The sequence below is a fragment of the Sphingomonas sp. 22176 genome, from assembly GCF_052045505.1.
Taxonomy (GTDB): domain Bacteria; phylum Pseudomonadota; class Alphaproteobacteria; order Sphingomonadales; family Sphingomonadaceae; genus Sphingomonas.
Genome location: NZ_JBQEPL010000004.1, coordinates 183,583 through 196,690 on the forward strand (window position 1 = coordinate 183,583; position 13,108 = coordinate 196,690).

The window sequence follows — 13,108 nt, forward strand, 5'->3', positions numbered from 1 at the left end:
CTGAGGCGATGGGGTTTAGCGAGGAAGGAGATGTTTAGGGCCGCCTAGCCGGCGTTGGCGCCCCCTTGAAACCGCGGAACGCAACACCAGATCAGCGAAGCGAGGCGCCGAACGGGCTTCGCACCGGTGTCGCGGCAGTTGGCCGGGCATCGAGACTATCGACGTTCAAATTGCTCACAGGAGAATCTGAAGATGCGTCAGCTCGACTTTACTCCCTTCCGTCGCTCGGCAATCGGGTTCGACCGGCTGTTCGACATGCTCGAATCCAGCGCCCGTCAGGCAACTTCGGAGAACTACCCCCCCTTCAACCTCGAACGACTTGCCGAAGACCGCTATCGCATCACCATCGCGGTGGCCGGCTTCAAGGCGGACGAGATCGATATCACCGCGCAGCAGAACCTGCTGCTGGTGGCCGGGAAGAAAGCCGGAGAGAATGAGAACAACCAGGGCAATTATCTGCACCTGGGCATCGCCAACCGCAGCTTCGAGCGCCGCTTCGAACTCGCCGATTTTGTGCGGGTGGAAAGTGCCAACCTGGCCGACGGCCTGCTGACGATCGAGCTGCTGCGCGAGGTGCCCGAGGCGATGAAGCCCAAGAAGATCCAGGTGGGGTCCGGCAGCGAGCCGGCCGCGATCGACCATCGCACGGCCAACGCGGCGTAACCTGCCGCACGCGCTCGCGGCGTCCCCCTCCCTTAGGCGCCGCGACGAGGCGCCCGAGCTTCGGCCCGGGCGCCTTTTCTTTTGTGAGTGGGCGCTACTCCAGCCCCCACTCGGCGACGTACCCGGAATTTGGGAAGATCGCGCGGGCAGCGGCGGCCATCTCGATCCACTGCGCGGGGCTATAGCGCCGAGACAGATGCAACAGCGTGTAGCGCTCGACGCCTGCGTCCCGCGCTAGCATCGCTATCTGGTCCACGGTGGAATGGTAGTATTTGCGCGCAAGCTCGCCGTCTTCAACGGCATATTGCGCTTCTGCGTAAAGGGTCTGGACGCCAGACAGTCGCGGCGCAATGCGCGCGCATTGCGTCTCGTCCGCGAGGAAGTCCGTAAGATAGGCGAAGCTGTCGCCGGCAGCGGCCTGAATGACCTTCGTCCGCAACGCCTCCGCGTCATGCGCCACGCCGTCGATCTGCACGGAGCGCGTTTCGGGCTTCTTCAGCGCCGCCAGCCAGGGCCCCGGCCGCATCCCCATCGCGGCGATCGCTGCCATGTCCACCGTCTGCCGCGCCGCTTCGCGCACGACATAGCCGAGGCATAGGCCATGATGCACAAGGTCGATAGCCTCCACCTGCACTTCGGGCGTTTGCAGGACGATGCCGTTGTGCGTTCGCTCGTCCTGCGCATGCATCTCGGCAAAGGCCTCGTTGGCCTCGAAGCGATAGGTCTGGACGCAGCCCGCATCCACATCGTGGACAAACCAGGTGCCGACGAGTTCGGGCGCATGGCTCCACCAGAAGCCCTGGAACCGGTGGTGCAGGATGCGCGCGGTACCTGCGGGACCCCAGATATGGTTCTCCACGTTCGTCCGCGCGAAATTCATCCGGAAGAACGCGTCAAACCCACTGACATGGTCCATGTGCAGATGGGTCAGGAACAGATGCGCGATGGACTGGATCTCCGCCTGCGAGGCGGTATGCAGCGTGTCGGCCCCGCAGTCGAACATCATCCGCAGCCGGCTCTGGCCGCTGTCGGCGAGCGCCATCAGCGCGTTGTCGTTCGGTGGCGTACCAAGAATACGGACATCAAGCATGGATGGGACCTTGTTTTTCGAGGCCGCCTACCGAAATACAGAAGTGCGGTCGAGAGAGCCTTGCTCTTTCAGTGGCCTATCCCCATCAGTGCAAAATTACACTTAACGTTGAGATAATCATCTGCGCGTCGGTACTTGCTTGCAGAAGGCGCACCAGCGCACTTACCATGGGCCAGATGGAAGGCTTGATGATCCATGCCGGCAGTTGCGACCACTGTGACCACCAGGGTTGGCTTGGCTTTTATCTTTGCGGTGACAAGCAGACCATGATCCTCCTGTGCGAGGAATGCGAAGCCGTCTATCTGTCTCTAGGAGACAGGGACCGTGGACGCTGGGCGATCGTCGGATCGGCACCCGAATACCGCATCGCTTCCCTCAATGTTGCCATCACGGGCGGCCGTGACGCGACACGCGAGGAGATCATTGCGAGGGGATGGAGCACCGCGATCAAGGGAGAATACGCGTACCGGATCGCGCGAGCGCCGGTCCGCCCTTTGCTCACCCCGCAGGCTTCAACCCCAGCAGCCACGGCCGCACCCGCCCGGTGGGCTTCGCCACCCCGTCCAGCCGTTCGGCGCGGACGATCGTCACCGGCTTGAGGATCATCTGGCCCTTCATCACGTCGCGCCCGCCGCCGCTGGGAAGTGCCAGGATGCGCTGGACCACGTCCATGCCGCCGACCACCTGGCCGAACGCCGCGAAGCCCAGGTTGCCCCCCCGCGCGTCGAGCCCCGGATTGTCGCCGACCATGATCGAGAAATTGCCGTTGGCCGAATTGGGGTTCGGCCCATGCGCCATCGAGATGGTGCCGTTCAGGTGCTTGAGCCCCGTCTTGCTGGTCGGCTCCAGCGGCAGCGGGTCGAGCATCCGGCGGGCATCGGTGCCGACGCCGCCCTGGATGAAGCCCTTGGTCGGCTCGGTCTTGCGCCGGGCGGTGCGGTAGAAATTGGTGCCCTCCAGCCGCCCGTCATCGACATAGGCGAGGAAGTTGGCGACGGTTTTGGGCGCGCGCTTGGCGTCGAGCGCCAGCGTGATCGCGCCCATGCTCGTCACCAGCCGCACCCGGACCTGGCCGGGAACGGCCCGCGGCTGCGGCGGTGCCGGCGCTGCGGACACCGCCAGCAGCGCCAGCCCGGCGACGAAGGCCCGTCGCAGCACGCCCTTAGACGAGCCGCGAGTGCTTGACGGCGGCTTCGATGAAGCCCGCGAACAGCGGGTGCGGATCGAACGGCTTGGACTTGAGCTCGGGGTGGAACTGCACGCCGACGAACCAGGGATGGTCCGGCCGCTCGACGATCTCGGGCAGCGTGCCGTCGGGCGACATGCCCGAGAAGACCAGGCCGCCTTCTTCCAGCACCGGCTTGTAGGCGGTGTTCACCTCATAGCGGTGGCGATGACGCTCGCTGATCGAATCGCTGCCATAGATCGAGGCGACGACGCTGTTGCCGCCGAGCTTCGCCGGATAGGCGCCCAGCCGCATCGTGCCGCCGAGATCGCCGCCCTCTTCGCGCTTCTGCAGGCCGTCGGCGGTCATCCACTCGGTGATCATGCCGACCACCGGTTCCTCCGTCGGGCCGAATTCGGTGGTCGAGGCGTCGGCGATGCCCTGGGCGCGAACGCCCTCGATGCACGCCATCTGCATGCCGAGGCAGATGCCGAAGAACGGCACGTTGCGCTCACGGGCGAAGCGGACGCCGGCGATCTTGCCCTCGCTGCCGCGCTCACCGAACCCGCCGGGGACGAGGATGCCGTGCATCGGCTCCAACATCGCGGCGACTTCGCTCTGGTCCTGCTCGAACAGCTCGGCGTCGAGCCACTGGATGTTGACCTTCACCCGGTTGGCGATGCCGCCATGGACCAGCGCCTCGGTGAGCGACTTATAGGCATCGGGCACGCCCATATATTTGCCGACCACGCCGATGGTGACTTCGCCCTCGGTGTTCTGCAGCCGCTCGACGATGCCGCTCCAGCGGCTGAGATCGGGCGACGGGCCCGGCTCGATACCGAAGGCCTTGAGGACTTCGCCGTCCAGGCCTTCGCCGTGATACTGCAGCGGCACCGCATAGATGCTCTTGGCGTCGAGCGCCGGGATCACCGCCGAGGTCGGCACGTTGCAGAACTGCGCGATCTTGGCGCGCTCGCCGGCGGGCAGCGGACGCTCGGCGCGACACACCAGCACGTCAGGCTGGACGCCGAGCGCCGCGAGTTCGCGCACGCTGTGCTGGGTCGGCTTGGTCTTCAGCTCGCCCGCGGCGGCGATGTACGGCACCAGGGTCACGTGGATGCTGACGGTCTGGCCGCGGCCGAGATCGTTGCGGAGCTGGCGAATCGCTTCGATGAACGGCAGCGACTCGATGTCGCCCACCGTGCCGCCGATCTCGCACAGCACGAAGTCGAGATCCTCGGTCTCGGCCTGAGCAAAGGCCTTGATCGCGTCGGTGACGTGCGGGACCACCTGGACGGTGGCGCCGAGATAGTCGCCGCGGCGCTCGCGCTCGATGATCGTCTTGTAGATCCGGCCCGAGGTGACGTTGTCGGCCTGGCGCGCGGTCACGCCGGTGAAGCGCTCGTAATGCCCCAGGTCGAGATCGGTCTCCGCGCCGTCATCGGTGACGTACACCTCACCATGCTGGTGCGGCGACATCGTGCCGGGATCGACGTTGAGATAGGGATCGAACTTGCGGATGCGGACTCGATAGCCACGGGCCTGAAGCAGCGCCGCGAGGCTCGCTGCCATGAGACCCTTGCCGAGCGAGGAGACCACGCCGCCGGTGATGAAGATGTACCGCGCCATGGGAGAAAACGCCTAACGTCAAAGGGCGCAGACCGGCAAGCGTTAGAATCCGCCGGCTGCGCAAATTTTTACGGTGTGTCCGCCGCAAGCGCGGCGAACTACGGATGCTTACTGGCTGAACGGAACCGCGCTGTTGCCGGTTGCGCCCGTATCGTTGCCGGTCGGCGCCGGCGCGGTCGGGACCGTGAGCGGGGCGACCGCGGCAGGCGCCTTCTGCAGGCCCGCATCGATCTTGGTGGAGTGCCGGGTGGCCGCCAGGAAGGCGAGCACGATGCTCATCAGGATGAACGCGGTCGCCAGGATCGCGGTCATGCGGGTCAGGAAATCGGCCGCGCCGCGTGCCGACATGAGACCGGCCGGGCTGCCGCCCGAGGTGAGACCGCCACCCTCCGACTTCTGAACGAGGATCACCCCCACCAGCAGGGCAGCGATGATGAACTGAACGACGAGGAGGAAGGTGAACATGAAATCCGGTGCCCGTTAGCGAAGGGCGCGACATAGGCGAGCCGCCCGGCGCAATCAACCGCCTGTTCCGCCCCCGACTCAAGCGCCCGTGCACAACCCCATGGCAGATCGGCATTTTCATCGCGATTTTCGCACAACATTTCGCCCGCGCACTGAAACCTAGTTGGTAAATGCGCGTTTGTTTCTTCGGTTCGATGCCGTGCCGGGCCTGAAACGAACGAGTGGTGCTTGTGAACGCTATGTCCGAACAGACCCTGTGGGGGTGGAAGAATACGCTGATCGATTATGTGCGCTCGGGAGAACCCGATCTCACCAATCGGCAGATGGCGCTGCTGATGCTTGTATATCTGGACCCCGGCCCCCATACGGTGCGCGGTCTGGCGCGGGCGCTCAACGTCTCGAAGCCGGTGGTCACGCGTGCCTTGAATCGACTGGGCACGCTCGGCTATCTGCGCCGCCAGCGCGACGACACCGACAAGCGCAACATCTTCGTAGCGCGCACCGCGGAAGGGGCAGAGTTTCTTGCAGAGTTCGGGCATTTCCTCGCTGGCAACCACCTCAGCGAGCCAGTCCCAGAGCGCGCCGACGCGTAAGCGTCTGGCGCTGGACGGCCGTTCGGCCGCGATCGATCCCCGGGTGGACGCCGTCCGCCCCGACATCGCCGATATCCGCCTCGCGGGCCGCGTGTTCGCGCCGCATTACGCATCGCCGATGCCGCGGGTGATCCATTTCGAGACGCCGCTGCGCCCCACGTCCAAGGGCGACGAGCCGGCGCTGACCATGCTCCAGAAGGGCGATGTGTTCGAGGTTCTCGAAATCGCCGGCACCCACGCCTGGGGTGTCGCCCCCGGCCCGGCCTTGGTAGGCTATATCGACGCATCGGCCTTGGGGGAGACCGAATGATCGCGCACGTATTCATCGACGGCGCCGCCGGCACCACCGGCCTCGAGATTCGTGAGCGCCTTGCCGGCCGCCCGGAGATCGAGGTGATGGTCCTCGACGACCAGGACCGCAAGGATCCGAAGAAGCGCGCACAGGCGCTCAACGCCGCCGATTTCGTCATCCTCTGCCTGCCCGACGATGCGGCGCGCGAAGCGGTGGCGATGATCGAGAACGAGCGGACGCGGGTGATCGACGCCTCGACCGCCTATCGCACCGCGGCCGACTGGACCTATGGCTTCGCCGAGCTCGAGCCCGGCCAGGCGGCGGCGATCGCCGAGGCGGCACGGGTGAGCAACCCGGGCTGCTATCCCACCGGCTTCCTGGCGCTGGTCCGCCCGCTGATCCGCGCCGGCCTGATCCCGCACGACTTCCCGCTGAGCATCAACGCCGTTTCGGGCTATTCGGGCGGCGGCCGCTCAATGATCGCCGAGTTCGAGGGTAGCGGCCCCGATCGAACCGAAACCGCCTTCCGCCCCTACGGCCTGTCGCTCGCGCACAAGCATGTCCCCGAGATGCAGAAGCATGCGCGGATCGAGCATCCGCCGATCTTCCTGCCCTCGGTCGCGCGCACCTATCGCGGCATGATCGTCGAGGTACCGCTGCCGCTGTTCGCCTTCACCCGCAAGCCGTCGGTCGAGCAGCTGGAGAACGTGCTGCGCGACGCCTATCGCGACTCGCCGGTGGTGCAGGTGCTGCCCGCCGATGTGGCGACGGTGTCGATCGAGGAAAATGCCGGCACCGATCGCCTGTCGGTGCGCGTGTTCGGCAATGACGAGACCCGCCAGGCGCGGCTGATCGCCTCGCTCGACAATCTCGGCAAGGGCGCCGCCGGCGCGGCGGTGCAGAACCTCAACATCATGGCCGGACTGGAACCCACCGCCGGGCTGGTTCTCTGACCATTCGAATTCCCCTCCCCTCCGCGGGAGGGGAAATCAAACTTCAAAATTTGCCGTCTTCGCATACCTATTCCTCCCCTTCGGCTTGATCTTTCGGCCGCATTGGTGTCTCGCGGGGGCGAACCAATCGAGAGGGAAATGATGCAGCAGCCCGTCGGCAAATTGCTTCTGTTCGGTGCCACCGGTGACCTGGCGCAGCGTATGCTGCTCCCCTCGCTCTACGCGCTGCACGCCGATGGCCTGCTTCCCGATGGCCTGACCATCACCGGCACCGCCCGCTCCGAGCATGACGACGAAGGCTATCGTGCCTTTGCCGCCAAGGCGCTTGACCAATTCCTGCCCGCCGATCGGAAGGACGACAGCGCTGTCGCCAGCTTCCTCCAGCGCGTCCATTATCAGACGCTCGATGCCTCGCAGACCGAAGGCTATGGCGCGCTGAAGGAGAAGCTGGGCGACATCTCCGGCGGGCTCGCCATCTTCCTGTCGACCGCGCCCTGGCTGTTCGGGCCGACGATCAAGGGCCTCGAATCGGCAGGTCTCGCCGGTGAGAATGTCCGCATCAGCCTGGAAAAGCCGCTCGGCCGCGACCTCGCCTCCAGCCGCGAGATCAACGACATCGTCGCCGAGGCCTTCCCCGAGGAGCGCACCTTCCGCATCGACCACTATCTCGGCAAGGAGACGGTGCAGAACATTCTGGCGCTGCGCTTCGGCAACTCGCTGTTCGAGCCGGTGTGGAACGCCCGCGGGATCGACAGCGTGCAGATCACCGTCTCGGAGACCGTCGGCCTGGAAGGCCGCGCCGGCTTCTACGAGGATACCGGCGCGCTGCGCGACATGGTGCAGAACCACATGCTCCAGCTCGTCGCGCTGATCGCGATGGAGCCCCCTGCCCGCTTCGACGGCACCTCGATCCGTGACGAGAAGGTCAAGGTGCTCCGCTCGCTGCGCAAGATCACGCCGGCAGAGGCGCCGAACCTCACCGTGGTCGGCCAATATGGCGGCGGCGCGGTGAAGGGGCAGATCGTCCGCGATTACGCCACCGACCTCGGCAAGGACTCGCGCACCGAGACCTTCGTGGCGATCAAGGCACATGTCGACAATTGGCGCTGGCAGGGCGTGCCCTTCTATCTGCGCACCGGCAAGCGCCTCGCCGAGCGCCGCTCGGAAATCGTCATCCAGTTCAAGCCGGTACCGCACTCGATCTTCGCCGAGCGCGGCGGCATGCTCCAGCCGAACGCGCTGGTCATCCGCTTGCAGCCGGAGGAATATGTCCAGCTGCTGGTGATGGCCAAGCAGCCCGGGCTCGACCGCGAGGGGTATCGCCTGCGCGAAGTGCCGCTCAACCTCAGCCTCGATGCCGAGTTCGCCGGCACCACCCGCCGCATCGCCTATGAGCGCCTGCTGCTCGACCTGATCGAAGGCGATCCCACGCTGTTCGTCCGCCGCGACGAGGTGGAAGCGCAATGGGAATGGATCGACGCGATCCGCGCCGGCTGGGACGCGAATGATCTCAAGCCCAAGCCCTATGCCTCGGGCAGCTGGGGCCCCTCGCTCTCGATCGCGCTCACCGAGCGCGACGGGGTGCACTGGCACGAATGAGCGGGAGGGGAGCGAAAGCGCCTCCCCATCCCTATATTGGACTCCGCGCGGCCGGACGGCTGCCCTGCGGTCCCACCAAATTGAAGGAGCTTACATGACGACCGAAATCGAATGGTGGGACTATGAGGACACCGCCGAAATGGGCGACGCCCTTGCCGGCGACGTCCAGTTCATCATCGAAAGCGCGATCGACGCGCGCGGCGCCGCAGTCATCGCACTCGCCGGCGGCCGCACCCCCGGCCCGATCTACGCCAAGCTGAGCAAGGCCAAGCTCGACTGGAAGCGGGTGACGATCATCCCGACCGACGATCGCATCGTGCCGATGGGCGATCCGATGTCCAACGTCACCGGCCTCGCCAAGGTGTTCTTGCCGCTCGGCGCCCGCGTGATCCCGGTCGTCAGCGAAAAGGCCGACGACTACAAGGCCGCGGGCCGCGCTGCGGACGCGCGCCTGCAGGACTTCCACTGGCCGCTCGACCTCTGCCTGCTCGGCATGGGCGCCGATGGCCACACCGCCTCGATCTTCCCCGGCCCCGATCTCGCCGAGGCACTGACCGGCCCCAAGGAGCGCCGCGCGCTGGGCGTGATGCCCGATCCGCTGCCGCCGGAAGCGCCCGTCCCTCGCGTGAGCCTGTCGCTCGCCGCGATCGTCTCGGCGCGCGCGCTGATGATCGCGATCACCGGCCAGGAAAAGAAGGACGTGCTGGAGCGCGCAATCTCCGAAGGCGCGGGTTCGACCCTGCCGATCGGCCGCGTGCTCGCCGAAACCGAACTGCCTGTCGACATCCACTGGAGCCTGTAAATGGCCAATCTGCACGCCGAAATCGCAGCCGTCACCGATCGGGTGATCGAGCGGTCCAAGGCGGGCCGCACCGCCTATCTCGAGCTGATCCGCCGCGAGCGCGAATCGGGCAATGACCGGCCCAAACTGGGCTGCGCCAACCTCGCGCATGCCTATGCCGGCACCGAGGAACAGCGCGATGCGCTGAAGGCCGGCAACCGCATGAACATCGGCATCGTGACGTCGTACAACGACATGCTGTCGGCCCATGCGCCCTATTACCGCTATCCCGAACAGATGAAGGTCTGGGCGCTGGAGGCCGGCGCCACTGCACAGGTCGCCGGCGGCGTGCCCGCGATGTGCGACGGCGTGACCCAGGGCTATCAGGGCATGGAGCTGTCGCTGTTCAGCCGCGACACCATCGCGATGGCGACGGCGGTATCGCTCAGCCACCGCGTGTTCGAGGGCGCGGCGCTGCTCGGCATTTGCGACAAGATCGTGCCGGGCCTGCTGATGGGCGCGCTGCGCTTCGGCCACCTGCCGATGGTGCTGATCCCCGGCGGCCCGATGCGCTCGGGCCTGGCCAACAAGGAAAAGGCCGCGGTCCGCGAGCGCTATGCCGAGGGCAAGGCGACCCGCGAGGAACTGCTCGATTCCGAGATCGCCGCCTATCACGGCAAGGGCACCTGCACCTTCTACGGCACGGCGAACTCGAACCAGATGATGATGGAGGCGATGGGCCTCCACGTCCCGGGCTCGGCCTTCGCCAATCCGGGCACCAAGCTGCGCCAGGAGCTGACCCGCCACGCCGTCCACCGCCTCACCGAGATCGGCTGGAACGGCGACGATTACCGTCCGATCGGCCATGTCGTAGACGAAAAGGCGATCGTGAACGCGGCGATCGTGCTGCTCGCCACCGGCGGCTCGACCAACCACCTGATCCACGTCCCCGCCTTCGCGCGCGCGGCCGGCATCACGATCGACTGGGAGGATTTCGATCGCCTCTCGCGCGTCGTGCCGCTGATGACCCGCGTCTATCCGAACGGCTCGGCCGATGTGAACCAGTTCGAGGATGCCGGCGGGCCGTCCTTCGTCATCAAGGAGTTGCTGCGCGGCGGTCTGATGCACGGAGACGCACTGACCATCGCCAAGGACGGCATGGCCGCCTATGGCCGCAAGCCCGACATAGACGGCGATGCGCTGGTCTGGACCGAGCATGGCGAGAAGAGCAACGACGAGAATATCGTCCGCACGGTCGAAACCGCCTTCTCGCCCGAGGGCGGCTTCCGCATCCTCAAGGGCAATATCGGCCGCGCCTGCATCAAGGTCTCGGCGGTCGAGCGCGAGCGCTGGATCATCGAGGCCCCTGCCCGCGTCTTTTCGGACCAGCTCGACGTGCTGGAAGCGTTCAAGGCCGGCGAGCTGGAGCGCGACGTGATCGTCGTGGTCCGCTTCCAGGGCCCGCGCGCCAACGGCATGCCCGAGCTGCACAAGCTAACCCCGCAGCTCGGCGTGCTCCAGAACCGCGGCTTCAAGGTGGCGCTGGTCACCGACGGGCGCATGTCGGGCGCCAGCGGCAAGGTGCCGGCGGCGATCCACCTCTCCCCGGAAGCCTTGGGCGGCGGCCCGATCGGCAAGGTACGCGATGGCGACATGCTGCGCCTCGACGCCGAGAACGGTACGCTCGAAGCCCTGGTGCCTGCCGACGAGTGGGACGCGCGCGAGCACGCGGCCGCGCCCCCGCCGGCGATCGGCACCGGTCGCGAATTGTTCGCGATGATGCGCCACTATTGCGACGAAGCCGAAAAGGGCGCGTCGGCGATGCTGCACGAAGCGGGCCTGTAAGACTGTAACGCATGTAAATCATATCCGGTACGACCGCGCGGACTTTACATCCGCGCGGCGGACGGGAAGAAGGACGGCCGCCCACTGGCAACGTTGACAGGGGCGGCAGAGAGAGGATCAAAATCGGATGGAAGTCGTCGCCGTCGACATCGGGGGGACCCACGCGCGCTTCGCAGTGGCGGAGGTCGCGGAAGGCCGCGTCGTCTCGCTCAGCGAGCCGATCACCCAGAAGGTGGCCGAACATCCCAGCCTGCAGCTCGCCTGGCGCGCCTTTGGCGAAAAGCTCGGCCGCCCAGTGCCCAAGGCCGCCGCGATCGCGGTTGCCTCGCCGATCAATGGCGACCTGATCAAGCTCACCAACAATCCGTGGATCATCCGCCCGCCGCTGATCCCCGATCGGCTGGGCGCCGACACCTGGACGATCGTCAACGATTTCGAGGCGATCGGCCATGCCGTGGCGCAGCTCGAGGACGAAGCGTTCCTCCACCTCTGCGGGCCCGAGACGCCGCTGCCCGACAAGGGCTCGATCACCGTGTGCGGCCCGGGCACCGGGCTCGGCGTCGCGCAGGTGTTCCGTCACCGCGGCGGCTACGACATCATCGCCACCGAAGGCGGCCATAGCGACTTCGCGCCGCTCGACGCGATCGAGGATGCGCTGGTGAAGCGCCTGCGCCGCACCTATCAGCGCGTCTCCAAGGAACGCATCGTCGCCGGCCCGGCGATCGTCTCGATCTACGAGACGTTGGCCGATCTCGAAGGCGTGCCGGTTGCCCGGCTCGACGACAAGGCGATCTGGACGCTGGCGCTGGACGGCAAGGACAGCCTGGCGGTGGCCGCACTCGACCGTTTCTGCCTCAGCCTCGGCGCCGTAGCCGGCGACCTCGCGCTGGCGCATGGTCCCAAGGCCGTGGTGATCGCGGGCGGTCTGGGCTTGCGCCTGAAGGACCATCTGCTGCAATCGGGGTTCGGCGAGCGATTCGTCGCCAAGGGGCGCTTCCGCTCCCTGATGGCGACGATCCCCGTCAAGCTGATCACCCATCCCCAGCCGGGCCTGTACGGCGCTGCCGCCGCCTTCGCCCAGGAGCATGCACAGTGAGCGATACTCGTCCTTCGATCGAAGCCATCATGCGTACCGCGCCGGTCATCCCGGTGCTGGTGATCGACGACGCCGCCAAGGCGCGTCCGCTTGCCGAGGCACTGGTGAAGGGCGGCCTGCGCGTGCTCGAAGTGACGATGCGCACGCCCGCCGCGCTCGAAGCGATCCGCGAGATGAAGAAGGTCCCCGGCGCGATCGTCGGCGCGGGCACGGTGGTGAATACCGATCAGTTCGAGCAGGTAATGCAGGAGGATGCCGAGTTCATCGTCTCGCCCGGCCTCACCGATCGCCTGGGCGGCGCGATCGTGAAGAGCGGCGTGCCGTACCTGCCGGGTATCGCCAATGCCGGCGACATCATGCGCGGCATGGATCTCGGCCTCAGCCACTTCAAGTTCTTCCCCGCCGAAACCTCGGGCGGGCTCAAGGCGCTCAAGGCCCTCGCCGCACCTTTCTACCAGGCGAAGTTCTGCCCGACCGGCGGCGTCAGCCTGGCGAGCGCGCCGGAATGGCTGGCGTTCGATCCGGTGCTCTGCGTCGGCGGCAGCTGGATCACCAGCGGGTCGCTGGAAGAGGTCGAAGCCAAGGCCCGCGAAGCCGCCGCGCTGCCGCGGTAAACTGAGCACTTAAGCCCCTCCTCCAAGGAGGAGGGGCTAAGGCAAGCTGCACCCTTGCCCTCCACCAATATACGAACTATATACGCTCCGTAGCCCCACCCATAGCGGAGCACCCATGGGCATCGTTAAAATCGCCGACGACCTCCACGAGGAGGCCCGCCGCGCCAGTGCGGTCATGTGCCGCTCGATCAACGCCCAGGCCGAATACTGGATGAAGATCGGCATGCTCGCCGAGGCGAACCCCACCCTGGCCTTCAACGAGATCGTGCGCCGCCAGCTGGCGGAGGCGCAGGTCGGCGCCGCGGCGCTCGAGGCCGCCTGAG

Annotated in this window: 14 protein-coding genes; 10 read left to right on the top strand and 4 right to left on the bottom strand. The window is 66.5% G+C overall.

The window, feature by feature from the left end:
- The first annotated feature begins 192 nt into the window (after positions 1-192).
- Positions 193-663, top strand: coding sequence for an Hsp20 family protein (locus ACTJKY_RS15410; RefSeq protein ID WP_440847004.1), 471 nt, complete (start codon positions 193-195; stop codon positions 661-663).
- A 94-nt stretch (positions 664-757) separates the two neighbouring features.
- On the opposite strand, the gene ACTJKY_RS15415 is transcribed toward ACTJKY_RS15410, so the two are convergent.
- From ACTJKY_RS15415 to secG, 4 genes are all read right to left on the bottom strand, one after another.
- Positions 758-1,705, bottom strand: a complete 948-nt coding sequence (locus tag ACTJKY_RS15415) for an MBL fold metallo-hydrolase (protein WP_440847005.1) — start codon at positions 1,703-1,705, stop codon at positions 758-760.
- A gap of 546 nt (positions 1,706-2,251) precedes the next feature.
- A complete protein-coding gene (locus ACTJKY_RS15420) occupies positions 2,252-2,911 on the bottom strand; it encodes a peptidylprolyl isomerase (protein ID WP_440847006.1) in 660 nt (219 codons plus the stop codon).
- 4 nt (positions 2,912-2,915) lie between these two features.
- Positions 2,916-4,547, bottom strand: coding sequence for a CTP synthase (locus ACTJKY_RS15425; RefSeq protein WP_440847007.1), 1,632 nt, complete (start codon positions 4,545-4,547; stop codon positions 2,916-2,918).
- A gap of 108 nt (positions 4,548-4,655) precedes the next feature.
- Entirely contained in the window at positions 4,656-5,012 is a 357-nt protein-coding gene (secG, locus tag ACTJKY_RS15430) for a preprotein translocase subunit SecG (RefSeq protein WP_333571842.1), read from the bottom strand.
- Between the two features lie 239 nt (positions 5,013-5,251).
- Between secG and ACTJKY_RS15435 the strand changes: the two genes are divergently transcribed.
- From ACTJKY_RS15435 to ACTJKY_RS15475, 9 genes are all read left to right on the top strand, one after another.
- The gene (locus ACTJKY_RS15435) at positions 5,252-5,605 is read left to right on the top strand and encodes a MarR family transcriptional regulator (protein WP_084582629.1); all 354 of its coding nucleotides are present in this window, start codon (positions 5,252-5,254) and stop codon (positions 5,603-5,605) included.
- The gene (locus ACTJKY_RS15440) at positions 5,535-5,915 is read left to right on the top strand and encodes an SH3 domain-containing protein (protein WP_440847008.1); all 381 of its coding nucleotides are present in this window, start codon (positions 5,535-5,537) and stop codon (positions 5,913-5,915) included. Before ACTJKY_RS15435 ends, ACTJKY_RS15440 begins: the two co-directional genes overlap by 71 nt.
- Complete coding sequence (argC, locus tag ACTJKY_RS15445; protein ID WP_440847009.1) at positions 5,912-6,850, top strand: N-acetyl-gamma-glutamyl-phosphate reductase; 939 nt, start codon at positions 5,912-5,914, stop codon at positions 6,848-6,850. Before ACTJKY_RS15440 ends, argC begins: the two co-directional genes overlap by 4 nt.
- Positions 6,851-6,988: 138 nt before the next feature.
- Positions 6,989-8,449 carry a glucose-6-phosphate dehydrogenase gene (gene zwf, locus ACTJKY_RS15450; RefSeq protein WP_440847010.1) on the top strand — a complete coding sequence of 487 codons (1,461 nt, stop codon included), beginning with the start codon at positions 6,989-6,991 and terminating at the stop codon, positions 8,447-8,449.
- 94 nt (positions 8,450-8,543) lie between these two features.
- Positions 8,544-9,251, top strand: a complete 708-nt coding sequence (gene pgl / locus ACTJKY_RS15455; protein WP_440847011.1) for a 6-phosphogluconolactonase — start codon at positions 8,544-8,546, stop codon at positions 9,249-9,251.
- Positions 9,252-11,075: a phosphogluconate dehydratase gene (gene edd / locus ACTJKY_RS15460; protein WP_440847012.1), complete on the top strand. Its 1,824-nt coding sequence runs from the start codon at positions 9,252-9,254 to the stop codon at positions 11,073-11,075. It abuts the gene before it with no gap.
- A gap of 127 nt (positions 11,076-11,202) precedes the next feature.
- Entirely contained in the window at positions 11,203-12,171 is a 969-nt protein-coding gene (gene glk / locus ACTJKY_RS15465; protein WP_440847013.1) for a glucokinase, read from the top strand.
- A 29-nt stretch (positions 12,172-12,200) separates the two neighbouring features.
- A complete protein-coding gene (eda, locus tag ACTJKY_RS15470) occupies positions 12,201-12,785 on the top strand; it encodes a bifunctional 4-hydroxy-2-oxoglutarate aldolase/2-dehydro-3-deoxy-phosphogluconate aldolase (RefSeq protein ID WP_440847114.1) in 585 nt (194 codons plus the stop codon).
- Positions 12,786-12,900: 115 nt separating this feature from the next.
- Positions 12,901-13,107 carry a ParD-like family protein gene (locus ACTJKY_RS15475; protein WP_440847014.1) on the top strand — a complete coding sequence of 69 codons (207 nt, stop codon included), beginning with the start codon at positions 12,901-12,903 and terminating at the stop codon, positions 13,105-13,107.
- The last annotated feature ends 1 nt before the right edge of the window (position 13,108 follow it).